This is a genomic window from Streptococcus sp. Marseille-P7375, assembly GCF_902460365.1.
Classification (GTDB): Bacteria; Bacillota; Bacilli; order Lactobacillales; family Streptococcaceae; genus Streptococcus; species Streptococcus cristatus_I.
The window spans coordinates 197,712-215,798 of the sequence record NZ_CABPTR010000001.1; the positions used below are offsets into that span (position 1 = coordinate 197,712).

An 18,087-nucleotide genomic window follows, 5' to 3' on the forward strand; every position below is an offset into this window, starting at 1 on the left:
GTTTTTTAACGTCTTAGCATTTTCTTTATGAGCTGAAGCAGCTTAAACTTGAGTGGGTTAGGATAATAACGGAAAGTCCCGATTTTTCGGACGATGAAGCCGTTGAAGTTCTGTTTGAAGCGCAGAACACCGTCAGAACCGTCGAAAATTCCCATAATACCGAGGAAATTATAAAATGGAATGCCTCTCTTGATGCTTTCGGTCATAACGTATTCCTGCAGCAGGGCTGGAGCGTAGAATTTATTAAACTCAGGATAGGAGCCGCTGAAGAGATAGGTTGCTTCCTGGGGGGTGTAGATAAAGAGGCTGGCAGCCAGGATCTGGTCTTGGTCGCCGTACTTGTCAATCAGCTCTTGGGCCTCTGCTTTGCGGGTTTCAAAGCTATCAAACTGGCTGGAAAGCTCTCGCAGCTGGTTTTGCTTCTTTTCAGATTGAGGATTTTTTTCCAAGTCAGCCTGCAGTTTCTGAATTTTCTGGCCCAGTTTCTCTTGGTCTTTTTGTAAGTTCTGAAGATAATCCTTGAAGTTAAGGCTGGCTACCATAAAGTCCGCCTGCTGACCAAAGCTATCATAAAAATCTTGATAGTAGTCTAATGGCTTGTCATCATATTCCCGCCGATCAGAAGTGGCAGCTGTGATGTCTTTGAAAACGCTAAGTTGGTCACGTTCTAGTCTTTTTAGCTTGATACCAAAGGTATTAGCCTTTTTGACTGTCGCCTTACCGTTTTTACTGAAGGACTTGAGCAAGTCTTTCTTCGTCAGACCAGCTAAGTTTTTGACATAATGCCAATCAGGCTCCCCGCCTGGATAGCCTGTCTGTAAGCCGTCAAAGTCAAAGCCCAAATCAGTCAGTTGCTGGATAAGCTCGACTTTTTCATCAGATGTGGGCTGGCCATTGCTGTCAAAGGTCTGATAAGTCTCGTAGGGCTTGATGATGAGCTCCAGGGCGCCTTCTTTTTTAGTGTAAGCCTGCAAAGCTTGATAGAAGGGAGTCAGGTATTGAGCATCGGTAGAAACAGGGCCGCAGTTGATTTCCATATGGAGGCCGCCAGTCATCGGCATACTGTAAAGGACAGCAGACACCACGACCTGTCCCTGCGGGTCGGTGTAGCCGACATACTGGGTACTGAAGCCCCGCTTACTCAGCAGCTCTGCCATTTCCACGGTCTGCATAAAAGAGCGTTGGGAGCTAGCTGAGGTATGCTGGATGAATTCTTCTTGGTTGAGAAGTTTAAAGGTCATAGGCTTCCTTTCTGTTAATGCTTGCTGCGCAGTTTCTTTCTGAAGGTGTAAGCGAAATTGGAAAGATGGTAGAGGGGATTGGTCGGAAGGTTAAACTCACCAGCAAATTCCTCAATGGTCGGATTGAACTTGGATTTAAAGCTATAGAGACCACCCTTGAGGTCGTTTTCGATTCCGCCCATATTTTGCCAATCAGCTCCGCGCTCAAAAGCATGTTTGGCTGTTTCGTACCAAGTGATGATGGCTGGCTGGTAACGGCGGTACTCCTCGTCCATCCCGGCATAGATATTTTCAGAGGTTTTGCCGTATTCCAAGACCAGTGTGCCAGACAGGGAAACGACAGCAGCCCCTTGGCTGATTTTGTCCTGCAGAAAGTCAATCTCTTCTTGGAGGCGTTTCTGTTCTTGCTGGTTATTCTCAATCTTGCCGGGCTTGGTTTTCTCGGTAAATTTCTCTGCTTCCTTGAGTGTCTTGGTCAGCTGAGTCTGCAAGTCTTCCAAGCGTGCCTTTAGATCAATGCTAGACAAGGTGATGTAGGAGTGCTCAGGATAAGTATCCAATAGTTTTTGGTAATAGTCTTTGCCACGCAGGTGGATGTTTTTTCTATTTTCCGTTTTCTTCATCAGGGCTGAAAAGTCATCCAATAGTTCTGCTCCGCCAAATTGGATTTGAATGCCTTTGTTACGGGCTGTACGAATGGCTTGGCGAGTACTCTTAGAAAGCAGCTCCTCGCTGAAATCTTCTTTATGTATATTGGCCTGCAAGCGAGGCTGGATGGTTTCGTCCAGAGACTCAGTCCGTCCAACCCAGACAGCTCCTGCTTCCTGTAACTGTTGAATCAGCTCAACCGTCTCGGCTTTGTCTTGCAATTCGCCACCCATCTTGCTTTCTGCCAGAAAGAGGCTAGGGTCAAATTTGACAAAAAGAGCTTTTTTCTCCTTGGCAAATTTCTTGAGCGACGCCAAAACAAAGGTCAGCAGCTCCTTGTCACTATAGTCCATGATAGGACCGCGCGGGATATAAAGCATGGTCATCCCCAAGGGCAGTGGTTTGATCAGGACACTGGCTGCAGCAACCAAGTGGCCATCTTTGTAGAAGCCCAAGCGCTCATTTCCCCAGTTGTCCTTGATTTGAGCCCAGGCTGCACTCTGAAGGAGATTGGCCTGCGGATGAGCTGTGACAAAATCATCGTGTTCCTGAGCTGAAATTCCAATTTTGTAGCTAAACATTATTTTAAAACCCACTCTCTAATAGCGTGTGCTACGCCAGATTCTTCGTTCGACTTGGTGATGTATTTGGCGATTTTCTTGAGTTCCTCTCTGCCGTTTTCCATGACAACAGGAGAGCCGACTGCTTCTAGCATGGCGCGGTCGTTTTCTTCATCACCGATAGCCATGGTCTGCTCCTTGCTCAAGCCAAGTTTTTCAGCTAGATGGAGGATAGCAGCTCCTTTATTGACAGTTTTTTTGACAATTTCTAGATAGAAGGGAGCGGATTTAACCAGTGTATATTTTTCGGCCAATTCCGGTGGCAGCTTAGCAATGGCCGCATCCAGAATTTCTGGTTCATCAATATACATGCACTTAACGATTTCTTTATTGGCCATTTCTTCAGGTGTGCGGTAGAAGATAGGCATGCTGACCAGATTGGACTCGTAAACAGTGTACTTGCCGATGTTGCGATTGGCTGTATAAATGCCGTCCTTGGTGATGGCATGCATGTGGACACCTAATTTTCGCCCGAGCAGTTCGATATCCAGATAGTCGTCATAGGTCAGTGTTTCTTTGATTAATTCTTGACCTGTGACCGTATCCTGCACCAGTCCGCCGTTGAAGGTCACGACATAGTTGTCTGGCTGGTTGAGCTCTAGCTCCTCTAGGAGTTTTTGAACTCCTGCAATAGGACGGCCGGTTGCAATAACGATTTTGACACCAGCAGCCTTGGCATCCTGAACAGCGCTGAAGACTTCAGGCGTGATTTCTTTTTGGTTGTTTAAGAGAGTACCGTCAATGTCAACGGCAACTAATTTGATAGACATATTTATTCTCCGTAGGTAAATTGGTCGTTTTTGATATAGTGCATAAAGGTCTGGTTCTTCTCACTGAACAGTCCTGTATCTGCCAGCATTTCCTTGGGGAAGTAGAAGCGATTATCGCCCTGTCTGGTCCCTGCTAGCGAGTGGACGATAGGAGACAGGCTGGACAGTTCTGCTAAGCTGCCATCTTTTTGCAGGATTTCTATCTGGGTCCGGGGTTTTTCAACGTCAGGCCGGTAGAAATCATAAGGCAAATCAAAATTACGATGGATAGCAGTATAGTAATCAGGGTCAAAACCAACCTGTCCAACTAGGTCTCGCATGATATCCAAATGCCCTTCGTTTTCCTGAGAGAAGACGATAGACTTAAAGACCTTGCGGTTGATAAAACGCTGAGCTAAGTCAGATAAAATCTTGTCTGGACTAGTCATCCAAACTTGGAAATAGGTATTCATGACACCATCATCCAAGGCCAGATAATCCTGCAGGGTCACCCTGTTTTCAAAGAATGGAATGAGGTTGGGTGATGACAGGGCAAAATAATCCTTCTGGGCCGGATAGAGAAACTTGGCCCGCTTGAGCAGATTTTGCAGCAAAACTTCCATAGCCCTGCTGGCCGGGTGGAAATAAACCTGCATGTACATCTGGTAGCGGCTGACAACGTAATCTTCTACCGCATGCATGCCATTGCGCTTGAAGGCGATGCCATTTTCTACTGGACAAATCACTCGTAAAATTCTGGTTAAGTCAAATTGCCCATAGGAAGCACCAGTAAAGAAGGAATCCCGCAAGAGATAATCCATCCGATCCACATCAATTTGGCTGGAAATCAGCTGGACCACCTGCTTATTGGGATAGGTATGGTTAATAACACTAGCTACCTTTTCTGGAAAATCTGGCGAAACCTGCACCAAGGCCTGATGAATCTCTGTTTCAGGACTGGTGATGATTTGCCGCGTAATGTCCTCATGATCGGTATCAAAGAGGCGCTCAAAAGTATGTGAATAAGCGCCATGTCCCAAGTCATGCAGAAGAGCAGCCGTCATGGTCAGCAGACTTTCGTGACTATCCCAGACATCGCTATATTTTTCATTGAAAATCTTGGTGATGCGCCGGGCAATCTCGTAAGCACCCAGGCAATGCGAAAAACGGCTGTGCTCCCCGCCGTGAAAAGTATAGCCAGAAGTACCCAGCTGTTTGATGCGGCGCAGCCGTTGAAATTCTTTGGTATTGATTAAATCATAAATGACCTGATGATCCACATGCACATAATTATGGACGGGATCTCGAAATACTTTTTCAATCATAGTCCTATTATATCATAAATGCTCAGTGGACGAAATTCAAAGCCTGAAGTAGAAAGGAAGAATTCTCAAGAAATTTTTGGTAAAATAGAGGAAAGAAACAAGGAATGTGAGAAAATCATGAAAATTAGAATGAGAAATCAAATCAAGTTAGATGAGCAAATGGAGTTGATTGACCAGGTCTATGATGTAGAATGGACACGAAAAGGGGACTATCACTATTTAGTTTATCAGAGTGAGGAGCAGGAAAAGGTTGTTCTCAAGTTTAATGGGGATAAGCTGACTATGACCCGCTTTTCTGAGCCGAAAACCATTCTTCATTTTATCAAGAATGGTCAGCATTTAGTTTCTATCCCGACTCCGCTGGGGGTTCAACAGTTTGTGACGGATACTCAGCACTATCACTTAGATGCAGAAAATCAGGCTTTGGAACTTCACTATGATTTGAAAAGAGCCAACGACGATCAGATTTTTGCTTCCTATCAGATGAAAATCGAATGGAAGGAAGAAAAGATTGAAAAATAACAGCTTTGCCTTGAAAAATACAAAAATTTTGGTATAATAAATACACTCAAGGGAGTAGCTAACGGTTTTACCGTTACAAGGTCGTCAATACGAAAGAAATTTCCGGCCTTGTATGAAATAGCGAGACTTGTTAATCAACAGGTCTCTTTTTTGTTTATTTTTAAAGAGGCCCATCAAAAGGAGGAGACATTTTGTCAAAAGAACAAAAGCGCCAAGCTTTTTATACGCAAAGTCCTGAGGAAGTTTTGCAAGCAATGGAAGCTTCCGAACAAGGATTGACCAGCCAAGAAGCAACCAAGCGTTTAGCTGATTATGGCCGTAATGAATTGGAAGAAGGAGAGAAAAAGACTCTCTTGATGAAATTTATTGAGCAGTTCAAGGATTTGATGATTATCATCTTGTTGGTAGCGGCTATCTTGTCTGTTGTGACGTCAGGTGGTGAGGATATTGCGGATGCTGTGATTATCTTAGCTGTTGTCATCATCAATGCTATCTTTGGTGTCTACCAAGAAGGTAAGGCTGAAGAAGCCATTGCGGCTCTCAAATCTATGTCCAGTCCAGCTGCGCGTGTCCTGCGTGATGGCCATGTCACAGAGGTTGATTCTAAGGATTTGGTGCCTGGCGATATCGTCAGACTGGAAGCCGGTGATGTTGTCCCAGCAGATATGCGACTTTTGGAAGCTAATTCCCTGAAAATTGAAGAAGCCGCTCTGACAGGTGAGTCTGTGCCAGTTGAGAAAGATTTGACTGTCTACGTAGCTGCAGATGCTGGTATTGGCGACCGGGTCAATATGGCCTTCCAAAACTCCAATGTCACTTATGGTCGTGGAGTAGGGGTTGTTGTCAATACCGGGATGTACACAGAAGTCGGTCATATCGCAGGCATGTTGCAAGATGCAGATGAGACTGACACACCGCTCAAGCAAAATCTCAATAGCCTGTCTAAGGTTCTGACCTATGCGATCTTGGTGATTGCTGCGGTAACTTTTGTAGTTGGTGTTTTCATTCAAGGAAAAGATCCGCTTGGTGAACTGATGACATCTGTAGCCTTGGCAGTTGCGGCTATTCCAGAAGGTCTGCCAGCTATCGTTACCATCGTTCTAGCTTTGGGAACACAGGTTTTGGCTAAACGGAATTCGATTGTCCGTAAATTGCCAGCAGTAGAAACACTTGGTTCAACTGAAATTATCGCTTCAGATAAGACCGGTACTCTGACCATGAATAAGATGACGGTTGAAAAAGTCTTTTACGACGGAGTCCTGAATGAAGCTGGGCAAGATATTGAACTTGGCTTGGAGCTGCCGCTCTTACGTTCGGTTGTCTTAGCCAATGATACCAAGATTGACCAAGAAGGGAAGCTAATTGGTGACCCAACGGAAACAGCCTTTATCCAGTATGCTTTGGACAAGGGCTATGATGTTAAAGGATTTTTAGAGAAATATCCTCGTGTGGCTGAGCTACCATTTGACTCAGACCGTAAGCTCATGTCTACCGTTCACCCATTACCAGACGGGAAATTCCTCGTGGCAGTCAAGGGAGCTCCTGACCAACTCTTGAAACGTTGTGTTGCGCGTGATAAGGCTGGAGATGTTGCAGCGATTGATGACGCTACTTCACAGTTGATCAAGTTTAATAACTCAGAAATGGCTCACCAAGCTCTGCGTGTCTTGGCTGGTGCTTACAAGATTATTGATGCAGTTCCGACTGACCTGACGTCTGAAAATCTAGAAAATGATTTAATCTTTACTGGTTTAATCGGTATGATTGACCCAGAACGTGCAGAAGCAGCAGAAGCGGTTCGCGTTGCTAAGGAAGCTGGTATCCGTCCGATTATGATTACCGGTGATCATCAAGACACAGCAGAAGCGATTGCTAAGCGCTTGGGAATCATTGAAGCTGGAGATACGGAAGACCATGTTTTGACTGGTGCTGAACTCAATGAACTTTCAGACGAAGAATTTGAAAAAGTGGTTGGCCAATACTCTGTCTATGCCCGAGTTTCTCCTGAGCATAAGGTACGGATTGTCAAAGCTTGGCAAAACCAAGGTAAGGTCGTTGCCATGACAGGTGATGGTGTCAATGACGCACCAGCTTTGAAGACAGCCGATATCGGTATCGGTATGGGAATCACTGGTACAGAGGTTTCTAAGGGAGCATCTGACATGATTCTCGCAGATGATAACTTTGCTACCATCATCGTCGCAGTTGAAGAAGGACGGAAGGTCTTCTCAAACATTCAAAAGACCATCCAGTATCTCCTTTCAGCTAATACAGCTGAAGTGTTGACTATTTTCTTGGCAACCCTCTTTGGATGGGATGTGCTGCAGCCCGTTCATCTGCTTTGGATAAACCTAGTAACGGATACCTTCCCAGCTATCGCCTTGGGGGTTGAACCTGCTGAGCCAGGTGTCATGACTCACAAGCCTCGTGGCCGTAAGTCTAGCTTCTTCTCTGGTGGTGTCATGAGTTCCATCATCTATCAAGGACTGCTGCAAGGTGCTCTGGTGTTAGCAGTTTATGGCTATGCTATTGCTAATCCTGTACATATTGGTGATGTAAAAGCGATCCATGCGGATGCTCTGACAATGGCCTTTGCGACCCTTGGACTTATTCAGCTCTTCCATGCTTACAATGTGAAATCTGTTTATCAATCTATCTTTACAGTTGGACCATTCAAGTCTAAGACCTTTAACTGGTCTATTCTGGTTTCTTTCATTCTACTGGTTTCAACCATTGTGATTGATCCGTTGGAAAAGATTTTCCATGTGACCAAGTTAGATGTGACTCAATGGGCTGTTGTCCTGATCGGCAGTTTCTCTATGATTATCATTGTTGAAATTGTGAAGTTCATCCAACGTAAATTGGGTATGGATAAAAATGCTATTTAACAACAAAAAGCCATCTGCGGATGGCTTTTTTGCGTACAAGGCGGTATAATCAAGTTCAAAGAAAGCAACTCGAAAGGACGGTGAAAGTATGTATCAAAATTTACGAAAGAAGTTGGAAGAAGCTTCTCCTTTGTATTATGAGGAAGAAATCTTATGGTTGCTGGATCATATTGGTCATCCAGAAGCGACAATCCGTGATGAGTTAGTCTTTTCGTCCTTGGCAAGGGGACTTCAGACTGACCTATTTTCAGTTGAACAGTTTCGTTTCTTGGCTCAAGAAGCAGTCAAAAGACAAGGACTTTTTTACAAGAGTGACGAAAATGGTCAAGCCACCTTAACACGTTCCTTCACGGCTTTACTTTATGCTAATCTCTTAAACTGCGATGGTAATCCAGACTCTTCGTATTCTTAGGCTTTATCAGTGCATGAAAGAAAATATTTACTAGATAAGGGGCTAACCTACTTGTCAGTCGAAAGAGACACAAGGGGTTACTCTAGGAAATACGGTTGGGTTCATGCCTTCGCTCATGGAGCAGACTTATTGACAGAAGTGGCTTGTCATCCGGCCTTTCCCTCCAGTAGGATGCCAGAGGTTTTAGAGGTTCTTCATCAAGTTTTTAAAAGAGTTCCAGTCCGTTTCGGAAATGATGAGGACTGGCGCTTAGCCCAGGTGCTCTATCAAGCTGTTTTAAAGGAAAAACTGTCGCAGCATGAATTGAGACTGTGGCTTCAATCACAGAATTTTCCCTTGGAAAGCAAGCAAGACTTCATAGCTTTTTCCAATTTTCGCTCCTGTTTATTAGAAGTCTATGTGCAGTTGGACAGCAAAAAACAGCTCTCAGATGAGCTGAGAACTGCTATTCAACATTTCCATTACTGAACTTCAATTACTATTAAAGCATCTCGCAGTTCGTCTGCCAGGTGTTTTTTCTTATAGTCTCGAAATTCGACTAAATCTTTAACAGCATTATAACGCTTGTGCAGGCGGTACATCTGGGGAATCTGATACTGAGGAAAGTCATTAAAAAAGTTTCGAGTCAGTTCCCATTCACGGATGTAGCCCAGCGGAAGTCGTCGATAACACGGCTTTGGAGCTGACCAGAAACCAGCTCATTTTCGTGGATAAAGGCTGGGAAGTCTTGAAATAATCCTAGCAACCCATGTCATTATATTACTTTTTTAACAATTCCGTAACAAGCAGCTCCCATTCTTGCCTATCTACTAAAAATTGTATAAAATGAAGGTGCTTCATTATCTGATTAGGCAAATGTCTGAAAATGTGTTATAATAAAACGATATATGAAAAGAGGTATTTATGGACATTTCAGAAATTCGTCAAAAGATTGACGCAAATCGTGAAAAATTAGCTTCTTTCAGGGGGTCTCTTTGACTTAGAAGGTCTGGAAGAAGAAATTGCCATCTTAGAAAATAAGATGACAGAACCTGACTTTTGGGACGATAACATTGCAGCCCAGAAGACATCTCAAGAGCTCAATGAACTCAAGCAAACCTATGAAAATTTCCATCAGATGACCGAGCTTTTTGATGAATCGGAAATCTTGCTTGATTTTCTGGCTGAGGACGACTCGGTTCAGGAAGAGCTGGAAGAAAAGTTGACCGAGCTTGAGAAGATGATGACTAGCTATGAGATGACTCTCTTGCTGTCAGAGCCTTATGATAATAACAACGCCATTCTTGAAATTCACCCAGGTTCTGGTGGAACAGAGGCTCAGGATTGGGGCGATATGCTGCTGCGAATGTACACGCGCTTCGGCAATGCCAAGGGCTTCAAAGTAGAAGTCTTGGACTATCAGGCTGGTGATGAGGCTGGGATTAAGTCAGTAACCCTTTCATTTGAAGGGCCGCATGCTTATGGTCTACTCAAGTCAGAGATGGGCGTTCATCGCTTGGTTCGGATTTCGCCATTTGATTCAGCGAAACGTCGTCATACTTCCTTTACCTCAGTAGAGGTTATGCCAGAGTTGGACGATACTATTGAAGTAGAAGTCCGTGATGATGACATTAAGATGGATACTTTCCGTTCAGGCGGAGCCGGCGGACAAAACGTCAATAAGGTATCAACTGGTGTGCGATTGACCCATATTCCGACAGGAATTGTCGTACAGTCTACCGTTGACCGGACCCAGTATGGCAACCGTGACCGGGCTATGAAAATGCTGCAGGCTAAGCTCTATCAGTTGGAGCAAGAGAAAAAAGCAGCAGAAGTCGACTCGCTTAAGGGAGATAAGAAAGAAATCTCTTGGGGCAGTCAGATTCGTTCTTATGTCTTTACTCCATACACAATGGTCAAAGACCATCGAACCAGCTATGAGGTAGCTCAGGTGGATAAGGTTATGGACGGAGATTTAGACGGCTTTATTGATGCCTATTTAAAATGGAGACTCAACTAAAAACAGAGTGAAATCGCTAGATAAAAACTCTGATGAAAGGAATTGTACTAATTCATGTCAATGATTGAAATGAAAGACGTTGTTAAAAAGTATGACAACGGGACAACTGCTCTACGTGGTGTATCTATACGTATCGAACCAGGTGAATTTGCCTATATTGTAGGTCCATCAGGAGCAGGAAAATCAACCTTTATTCGACTCCTCTATCGTGAAATTAAAATCGATAAAGGAAACCTCGCTGTAGCAGGGTTTAACTTGGGGAAAATCAAGAAACGGGATATCCCAATGCTGCGCCGTAGAGTTGGTGTGGTTTTCCAAGACTATAAATTACTTCCTAAAAAGACCGTTTATGAGAATATTGCCTATGCTATGGAAGTTATCGGTGAGCGTCGTAGAAATATCAAGAAACGCGTCATGGAAGTTTTGGATCTGGTTGGCCTTAAGCACAAGGTTCGCTCCTTCCCGAATGAGTTATCAGGGGGAGAACAGCAGCGGATTGCGATTGCGCGTGCCATTGTTAACAACCCTCAGGTCTTGATTGCTGACGAGCCGACTGGTAACTTGGATCCAGATAATTCATGGGAAATCATGAATTTGCTGGAGCGCATTAACTTGCAAGGAACTACAGTCCTGATGGCGACTCACAATAGCCAGATTGTAAATACTCTGCGTCACCGCGTTATTGCTATTGAAAATGGCCGTGTGGTACGTGATGAAGCGGAAGGAGAATACGGATACGATGATTAGAAGGTTTTTCCGTCATTTGATTGAATCGCTTAAGAGCCTTAAGCGGAATGGTTGGATGACAGTCGCAGCTGTGAGTTCAGTTACGATTACTCTCAGTTTAGTTGCTATCTTTGCCTCTGTTATTTTAAATACCGCAAAGCTAGCGTCTGATATTTCAAACAACGTTCGTATTGTTGTCTATATGCGTAAAGACATCGCTGACAACAGCAAAACAATCGTTAAAGAAGGTCAGACCGTTAAAAATAATGATTACCATAAGATTTATGACGCCCTAACTTCGATGGATCATGTCTCAAAGGTTACTTATTCAAGTAAAGAAGAACAGTATGAAAAGCTGACAGAGACAATGGGAAGTGAATGGAAGGTCTTTGAGGGAGATTCAAACCCACTTTATGATGCTTACATTGTCGACACGACAGAGCATAAATACGTAGATTCTGTTGCGGCAGAAGCCAAGAAGCTGGAAGGCGTTTCGGAAGTGCAGGATGGTGGAGCTAATACGCAAAAACTGTTTGCCTTATCTGATTTTATCCGAGTATGGGGACTGGTAGGGGCAGGCTTGCTCATCTTTATTGCAGTCTTCCTGATTTCCAATACGATTCGGATTACTATTATTTCACGGAGTCGTGAGATTCAGATTATGCGCTTAGTGGGTGCAAAAAATAGCTATATCCGCGGTCCCTTCCTATTTGAAGGCGCTTGGATCGGTTTGCTAGGTTCAGTTTTGCCAGTAGTTTTAGTTTATTTTGGTTATAATATGGCCTATCAAACCATGAATAAAAATCTCGTTGCGCAAAATCTTTCCATGATTGAGCCAAACCTGTTTGTCCCTGCTATGATTGGGGCTGTATCAGTCTTGGGAATCTTTATCGGTTCACTTGGTTCATCCATTTCTATGAGACGCTTCTTGAAGATTTAATAAAAAAACAGCCTACAAAGGCTGTTCGGATTGAAAACAAACATCATTTGGTGTTTGTTTTTTTATTGCATTAAAAATATAAATTATTGTTATCGCCTTGTTTTCGATAGGCCGAGGCTGATTATAATGAGGGTAAAAAAGAATGCAGACAGGAGGCCTTTTGTGGTACTGTTTAGAAAAGGCTTGTCAAAAACATAAAAATTATAAGCAGAAAAACCTAATCCAAGGAGAGTTATCATAGCTGAAATAGCCAGCAGAATTAACAAAATTTTTCTTTTATCCATCATGAAGACCATCCTTTGTTTTCTATGAACTAAGTATATCATAATAAGCAAAAAGCGAAAAGACATGGGAGTCATAGAGGCAATTTCCTGACTTTTCATTCTAATTTCATCTGCAGATGTAGAAATAGTTATTTACTAGATAAAAAAATGAGGCAGTCTTGATTTCTGCCTCGTTATTAGTTTATTAGAAAAATGGATTGAAATTCTTTTCGTGACCAATCGTTGTGTCATTTCCATGGCCGGGATAGACACGATAGTCTTTGGGCAAGACAAATAACTCTTCGCGGATGCCAGCAAGGAGCTGGTCCATATTACCAGTCGGTAGATCTGTTCTGCCGATGGTCTCACGGAAGAGGGCATCACCAGTCAGGACGACCTGCTCTTCTGGGAAAATAATGGAAACTCCTCCAATAGAATGACCAGGTGTCTGCACAGCATAGAAATGAAAGTCGTCTAGTTGGTAGTCTTGGTGATAGGCGAAATAATGTTCGGCAGGTCTGAGAATGACGTCTTCTAAATCTGAATGGCGGTCAAGACCAGATAGATTATCTGTCGGAGTATAGAGCCAGCTTGCTTCGCTCTCAGCTACATAGACGGGTGGATTGGCAAAGTTATCTCGGACCTTATCCAGACTCATGATATGATCGTAATGCGTATGAGTCAGCAAAATAGCAGTGATGGGCTTAGCGATTTCTTCTAGCTTGCATTGGATTTTTCGCCAGTCGCTGCCGGGATCAACTACGATGACATGACGGTCATTTTCAAGGATATAAGTATTTTCAAAAGCGATGAGATTGACAATTTTGTGAACTTTCATTGGGCTTCCTCTGCGTATGTTTTCTCAATAAAGAGTGTAACAAAAAAGCAGAAATTTTGCACAAAATTAATTTTGGGGCTCAGCTTATTTTCAGATGTCTCAGGCTAGCATTTGTGATATAATCATAGCAGTATGACACAATCGAACTATAAATATGCTGTCATCGACTTGGAGGCTACAAGTGCGAACAGCAATGCAAAAATTATTCAAATCGGCATTGTCATCATTGAAAACGGGGTGATTTGCCAAACGTATGAAACAGATGTGAATCCGCATGAGGATCTGGATGAGCATATTAAACAGCTGACAGGATTGGATGATCAGCGCTTGCGTCAAGCTCCGGATTTCTCACAGGTTGCCCGTGAAGTTTACGAGCTGATTGAGGATGCGATTTTTGTCGCCCATAATGTCAAGTTTGATGCCAATCTTTTGGCGGAAGCTCTCTTTTGGGAAGGCTTTGACCTGCTGACTCCAAGAGTAGATACGGTGGAACTAGCTCAGGTTTTTTACCCGACCTTTGATAAATATGCCTTGGGAAATCTGTGCGAGCTTTTGGAAATTCCTCTGGAAAATGCTCACACAGCTTTGGCAGATGCTCAGGCGACAGCTCAGCTATTTCTAAAAATCCAGGAAAAGATGGCAGGACTGCCAAAGGCTTTGCTAGAGAAGGTTCTGGAATTTTCTGATAGTCTCATCTATGAGTCACGGCTAGCGATCGAAGAGATTTTTCAGTCGATGCTAGACTATTCTGGTCAGGCTTTGCAGGAGACGCATGACATCTTTTTGAAAAGGCCGAAAATCTTGCCGCCTGAGAAGAAACTTTCACAGGACTTTCTGACCAACCTTTATCTGCTGGGGCTGGACGAGCGCCCTGACCAGCTGAGATTTGCGCAATATGTGACTGAGGCGCTTAGTCAGACTGCGGCTAGCTTTTTGGAGGCTCAGACAGGGCTTGGCAAGACTTTTGGCTATTTATTACCTATTTTGGCTCATGGTCAGGAAAGGGTCTTGGTGACCGTTCCGACGAAGATTTTACAAGACCAGCTGATGCAAAAGGAAGGTCGGCTTTTGGAAGAGGTCTTTCATATCTCCTTCCATAATCTCAAAAGTCCCGAAAATTATCTGAAATTAGATCATTTTTATCAAAGTCTATCGGTTTTGGATGATAATCGACTTGTTAATCGTTGCAAAATGCAGCTTTTGGTTTGGCTGACAGAGACGGAGACGGGTGATTTAAATGAAATCGGTCAGGCTTATCGTTTCGAGTCTTACTTTAGCCAGATACGCCATGATGGGAAATTAAGTAAACATTCGCTCTTTTATGAAGAGGATTTTTGGCGTCTGGGGCAGGTCAAGGCAGCTAGCAGTCGTGTCGTGATTACCAATCATGCTTATCTTTTGACGCGCCTTGAAGATGACCAGTCTTTGCTGGACAATCGGATGCTGGTGGTGGACGAGGCTCAGAAAATGTTTTTTGCCTTGGAAAGTTTTTCGCAGGCCAGTATCAATTTGACCAAGCAATTGCAAACTATCAGCCAAGCTATGCAGACAGAAAAACGGATTTTACAAGAAAGACTCTTGCAAAGCATCCAATTTGAACTGGCAGATGCTGCTGAAAAGCAGCGGGGTAAGACCAGTGAATTGGATTCCAAGAAGATAGCCAAGCTGCGTCAGGATGTGTCTGAGCTGGATGAGAGCTTATTGCCAGAGCTCAGGGAATTGTTTTCAACCAAGTACCAATACTACTGGCTAACGGAAGAACAATTTGCAGATCATCGGGTGACAAGGCTTCATGCTGGGCGCTCAGAACTCATGAGATTTAAGGATTTCCTGCCTGATACCGTCAAGGTTATCTTAGTCTCCTCTACTTTGGAGATTAGTTCCAAGGTAAATTTGCCTCAATTACTAGGTTTTGAGGATTATCATTTTTATAAACTTCCTCAGCAAAAGAAGCCCCTGCAGAAACTTTTCTTAGATCTGGATTTTCCAGATGTGGTGGATTTATCAACGCAGGAATATGCTGAGAGGATTGTCGCAAGTTTGGAGAGCTTAGCTCCACTAAATCTGCCGATGGTGGTTCTATTTACCTCCAAGGATTTATTGCTGGTCACTTCAGACCAGCTGACCTTGCCACATTTGGCCCAGTATAAGAACGGCGAGCCAGCCAATATCAAGCGGCGCTTTGACAAGGGAGAGGCGCCCATCTTGCTAGGAGCAGGCAGTTTCTGGGAAGGAGCGGATTTTGCTCAGCAAGAGCGAATCATTCAGCTCATCACGAGGATTCCTTTTGATAATCCCAAAGATTTCTTTGTGCAAAAAATCAATCATCATCTGAAGGCAGAAGGCAAAAATCCTTTTTACGATTATCAGTTGCCGTCGGCTATTTTACGATTGAAGCAGGCCATGGGGCGAACCCGTCGCAATGAACATCAGAAGTCGGCGGTTATTCTTCTGGACAATCGTATTTCAACTAAGCGCTACGGTCGGCAAATCCAGCAAAATCTAAATCAGCTGGCATCTCTAGAAATGCTGTCGCAGCAGGATATTGTAAAGGAATTAAAAGAATTTTTCGACTAAAACTGCTTGAAAACAGTCAATTTTATCTGGCTGTTTTTCTAAATGATTGCAAATTTTCTAGGCTACTGATGCCAAAAATCTGCTATAATGAAAAGAATAGGAAGAAGGTTATGACGTGAAAAAGAATCTACCAGGAATTGCTCTATCGTTTGCGATAGCAGCTATTTCCATTTGTTTAGGAAATTGGTTTCCGCTGATTGGATCCAGTGTGTTTGCCATCGTTTTAGGAATTTTGCTCAGTAATTTATGGAAACTTCCAGATGCTTTTCAGCCGGGCTTGACCTATGCAGGAAAGAAACTACTTCAATATTCTATTATCTTTTTAGGTTTTTCCATGTCTATCGGCAAGGTCTCTGCAACGGGCTTGTCCTCTCTGAAGATTAGTATTTTAACTATTTTAATTGCTTTCTTGGCGGCCTATGCAGCTGGGAAGTTCTTCAAGATGAGACGTGTTTTAACCATTTTGATTGGCTTTGGAACGGCAATCTGTGGTGGTTCAGCTATTGCAGCAGCTTCGCCTATTTTAGAAGCAGAAGAAGAGGAGATTGCTCTTTCCATTTCAACCATCTTCTTTTTCAATATTTTAGCTGTTTTTATCTTTCCTTTTTTAGGGCATCTCATGCAAATGTCCGATGGATATTTTGGAACTTGGGCAGGAACGGCTATCAATGATACTTCGTCAGTCGTTGCGGCAGGTTATACTTACAGTCAAGCGGCGGGAGATTTGGCAACCATTGTCAAACTGAGCCGAGCCTTGATGATTGTACCCGCCTGTCTCATCTTTGCAGGTTATCGATATGTCCGAGATAAGCGGTCAGCTCAAAAAGTAGACTTGAAGAAAATTTTTCCTTGGTTTATTTTGTGGTTTGTCTTGGCTTCTGTAGTGAGTAGTTTGGGAATTTTCCCATCAAATCTAGTTCCTTACACGAAGCTGTTGTCCCAATGGCTGATGGCTATGGCCTTAGCCGGAATTGGAGCCAAGGTTTCATTCAAACAGTTCAAGGAAGCTGGAGCGGGACCATTATTAACCGGAGCTTTTGCTTGGTTCTGCGTCGCAGTTTCTAGCTTGATTATCCAATATTTTTTGTAAGAAAGGAAAATTATGCCTTCACAGCAAAGAACATTTGAGTCTCGGATTGATTACAGCTTGCTTTTACCTGTCTTGCTCTTACTATCAATCGGAGTTACGGCTATTTATATAGCGGTTAGCCATGATTATCCAAATAATGTCTTGCAGATTGTTGGTCAGCAAGTAGTTTGGATTTTATTAGGCTTTCTGATTAGCTTTATCGTTATGTTTTTTAACACTAAGTTTCTTTGGAAGATGACACCTTTTCTGTATGTTTTAGGCTTAGGACTTATGATTCTTCCACTTGTATTTTATAGTGAAAGCTTAGTGGCTTCTACAGGGGCGAAAAACTGGGTATCTATTCGCGGTGTTACCCTCTTTCAGCCATCTGAATTTATGAAAATTTCATATATTTTGATGCTGTCGCGAGTTGTAGTGAAGTTTCTGCAGCAAAATAAGAACTATGAGCGGACCATTGCTTTAGATCTCTTTTTGATTGTAAAATTAGCATTATATACCTTACCTGTTTTGTTGCTTTTGGCCTTGCAGAGTGATTTGGGGACAGCTCTAGTATTTGCTGCGATTTACTGCGGCCTTGTTCTCTTATCTGGTGTTTCGTGGAAGATTATTCTACCGGTTTTCTTGACAGTATCCCTTCTTTTTACTGTTTTTATGTTGATCTTTATTTCAAATGGTGGGCGTGCTTTTCTACATGGTTTAGGGATGCCGACTTACCAGATCAATCGAATCTCAGCCTGGCTCCATCCTTTTGAATATGCTCAGACAGTGACTTATCAGCAGGCACAGGGACAGATTGCTATTGGAAGTGGTGGTTTGCTAGGTCAAGGATTTAATGTCTCAAATCTTCTAGTACCTGTCCGTGAAAGTGATATGATTTTCACCGTGATTGCGGAGGATTTTGGTTTTCTTGGTTCGAGTTTGGTGATTGTTATTTATCTGTTCTTGATTCATCGTATGCTTCAGATTACTATTAAGTCCAACAATCAGTTCTACACCTATATCTCGACCGGTCTCATTATGATGCTGCTCTTTCATATTTTTGAAAATATTGGTGCTGTGACAGGGATTTTGCCTTTGACAGGGATTCCGCTTCCTTTCATTTCTCAAGGTGGCTCCTCCATCGTCAGCAATCTCATCGGAATCGGTCTCCTACTGTCTGTCTCTTATCAAAATAGCTTAGAAGAGGAGAAGCATGCGGTGACTCCGCCTGTTCGTAAAAAAATTGTACTTAGAAAAATAAAATAAGAAG

Annotated in this window: 13 protein-coding genes and 2 pseudogenes; 9 read left to right on the top strand and 6 right to left on the bottom strand. The window is 43.2% G+C overall.

Translation table 11 applies throughout. From position 1 onward, the window contains the following. Positions 1 to 5: 5 nt before the first annotated feature. Genes FZ954_RS01000 through FZ954_RS01015 form a run of 4 tightly spaced genes read right to left on the bottom strand, consistent with a single transcriptional unit; the run spans position 6 to position 4,583 of the window. Positions 6 to 1,241, bottom strand: a complete 1,236-nt coding sequence (locus tag FZ954_RS01000; RefSeq protein ID WP_148876329.1) for an aminoacyltransferase — start codon at positions 1,239 to 1,241, stop codon at positions 6 to 8. A gap of 14 nt (positions 1,242 to 1,255) precedes the next feature. Continuing rightward, on the bottom strand, positions 1,256 to 2,470 hold the full coding sequence (locus tag FZ954_RS01005; protein WP_187423305.1) for an aminoacyltransferase: 1,215 nt from the start codon (positions 2,468 to 2,470) through the stop codon (positions 1,256 to 1,258). Continuing rightward, positions 2,470 to 3,279, bottom strand: coding sequence for a sugar-phosphatase (gene yidA / locus FZ954_RS01010; RefSeq protein WP_148876334.1), 810 nt, complete (start codon positions 3,277 to 3,279; stop codon positions 2,470 to 2,472). The genes FZ954_RS01005 and yidA overlap by 1 nt, the downstream gene beginning before the upstream one ends. Positions 3,280 to 3,281: 2 nt before the next feature. Then, the gene (locus tag FZ954_RS01015) at positions 3,282 to 4,583 is read right to left on the bottom strand and encodes an HD domain-containing protein (protein WP_148876337.1); all 1,302 of its coding nucleotides are present in this window, start codon (positions 4,581 to 4,583) and stop codon (positions 3,282 to 3,284) included. A 117-nt stretch (positions 4,584 to 4,700) separates the two neighbouring features. Here FZ954_RS01015 and FZ954_RS01020 point away from each other — a divergent pair, with 117 nt between their 5' ends. From FZ954_RS01020 to FZ954_RS01030, 3 genes and pseudogenes are all read left to right on the top strand, one after another. Beyond that, positions 4,701 to 5,105, top strand: a complete 405-nt coding sequence (locus tag FZ954_RS01020) for a DUF1934 domain-containing protein (protein WP_187423306.1) — start codon at positions 4,701 to 4,703, stop codon at positions 5,103 to 5,105. Between the two features lie 191 nt (positions 5,106 to 5,296). Then, positions 5,297 to 7,993, top strand: coding sequence for a cation-translocating P-type ATPase (locus FZ954_RS01025; protein ID WP_148876343.1), 2,697 nt, complete (start codon positions 5,297 to 5,299; stop codon positions 7,991 to 7,993). An 88-nt stretch (positions 7,994 to 8,081) separates the two neighbouring features. Beyond that, positions 8,082 to 8,873: pseudogene (locus FZ954_RS01030) on the top strand (DUF2785 domain-containing protein). On the opposite strand, the pseudogene FZ954_RS01035 reads toward FZ954_RS01030, so the two are convergent. Continuing rightward, a pseudogene (locus FZ954_RS01035) lies at positions 8,867 to 9,073 on the bottom strand (phosphoesterase); the annotation flags it as partial. The pseudogenes FZ954_RS01030 and FZ954_RS01035 overlap by 7 nt on opposite strands. Before the next feature lie 235 nt (positions 9,074 to 9,308). Here FZ954_RS01035 and prfB point away from each other — a divergent pair. The 3 genes from prfB to ftsX all read left to right on the top strand — a co-directional run bounded on the left by prfB (position 9,309) and on the right by ftsX (position 12,070). Continuing rightward, positions 9,309 to 10,404, top strand: a protein-coding gene (prfB, locus tag FZ954_RS01040) for a peptide chain release factor 2 (protein ID WP_111705360.1) whose coding sequence is annotated in 2 segments (ribosomal slippage) — positions 9,309 to 9,380 and positions 9,382 to 10,404 — 1,095 coding nt in all. Because the reading frame shifts where the segments join, the coding sequence is not laid out codon by codon here. Positions 10,405 to 10,458: 54 nt separating this feature from the next. Then, the gene (ftsE, locus tag FZ954_RS01045) at positions 10,459 to 11,151 is read left to right on the top strand and encodes a cell division ATP-binding protein FtsE (protein WP_148876345.1); all 693 of its coding nucleotides are present in this window, start codon (positions 10,459 to 10,461) and stop codon (positions 11,149 to 11,151) included. Next, complete coding sequence (gene ftsX / locus FZ954_RS01050) at positions 11,144 to 12,070, top strand: permease-like cell division protein FtsX (protein WP_148876348.1); 927 nt, start codon at positions 11,144 to 11,146, stop codon at positions 12,068 to 12,070. Before ftsE ends, ftsX begins: the two co-directional genes overlap by 8 nt. Before the next feature lie 468 nt (positions 12,071 to 12,538). On the opposite strand, the gene FZ954_RS01060 is transcribed toward ftsX, so the two are convergent. Further along, a complete protein-coding gene (locus FZ954_RS01060) occupies positions 12,539 to 13,171 on the bottom strand; it encodes an MBL fold metallo-hydrolase (protein ID WP_148876354.1) in 633 nt (210 codons plus the stop codon). A gap of 132 nt (positions 13,172 to 13,303) precedes the next feature. On the opposite strand from FZ954_RS01060, the gene FZ954_RS01065 reads away from it, so the two are divergent. The 3 genes from FZ954_RS01065 to FZ954_RS01075 all read left to right on the top strand — a co-directional run bounded on the left by FZ954_RS01065 (position 13,304) and on the right by FZ954_RS01075 (position 18,083). After that, the gene (locus FZ954_RS01065) at positions 13,304 to 15,748 is read left to right on the top strand and encodes a bifunctional DnaQ family exonuclease/ATP-dependent helicase (RefSeq protein ID WP_148876356.1); all 2,445 of its coding nucleotides are present in this window, start codon (positions 13,304 to 13,306) and stop codon (positions 15,746 to 15,748) included. Positions 15,749 to 15,863: 115 nt separating this feature from the next. Beyond that, positions 15,864 to 16,838: a YeiH family protein gene (locus tag FZ954_RS01070; protein WP_148876359.1), complete on the top strand. Its 975-nt coding sequence runs from the start codon at positions 15,864 to 15,866 to the stop codon at positions 16,836 to 16,838. Positions 16,839 to 16,850: 12 nt separating this feature from the next. Then, on the top strand, positions 16,851 to 18,083 hold the full coding sequence (locus FZ954_RS01075) for an FtsW/RodA/SpoVE family cell cycle protein (RefSeq protein WP_148876361.1): 1,233 nt from the start codon (positions 16,851 to 16,853) through the stop codon (positions 18,081 to 18,083). Positions 18,084 to 18,087 lie beyond the last annotated feature (4 nt).

Bases quoted from the DNA above. Each gene is read 5' to 3' on its own strand.
- FZ954_RS01000 (WP_148876329.1), bottom strand. From the start codon at position 1,241: ATGACCTTTAAACTTCTCAACCAAGAAGAATTCATCCAGCATACCTCA.
- FZ954_RS01005 (WP_187423305.1), bottom strand. From the start codon at position 2,470: ATGTTTAGCTACAAAATTGGAATTTCAGCTCAGGAACACGATGATTTT.
- yidA (WP_148876334.1), bottom strand. From the start codon at position 3,279: ATGTCTATCAAATTAGTTGCCGTTGACATTGACGGTACTCTCTTAAAC.
- FZ954_RS01015 (WP_148876337.1), bottom strand. From the start codon at position 4,583: ATGATTGAAAAAGTATTTCGAGATCCCGTCCATAATTATGTGCATGTG.
- FZ954_RS01020 (WP_187423306.1), top strand. From the start codon at position 4,701: ATGAAAATTAGAATGAGAAATCAAATCAAGTTAGATGAGCAAATGGAG.
- ftsE (WP_148876345.1), top strand. From the start codon at position 10,459: ATGTCAATGATTGAAATGAAAGACGTTGTTAAAAAGTATGACAACGGG.
- ftsX (WP_148876348.1), top strand. From the start codon at position 11,144: ATGATTAGAAGGTTTTTCCGTCATTTGATTGAATCGCTTAAGAGCCTT.
- FZ954_RS01060 (WP_148876354.1), bottom strand. From the start codon at position 13,171: ATGAAAGTTCACAAAATTGTCAATCTCATCGCTTTTGAAAATACTTAT.
- FZ954_RS01065 (WP_148876356.1), top strand. From the start codon at position 13,304: ATGACACAATCGAACTATAAATATGCTGTCATCGACTTGGAGGCTACA.
- FZ954_RS01075 (WP_148876361.1), top strand. From the start codon at position 16,851: ATGCCTTCACAGCAAAGAACATTTGAGTCTCGGATTGATTACAGCTTG.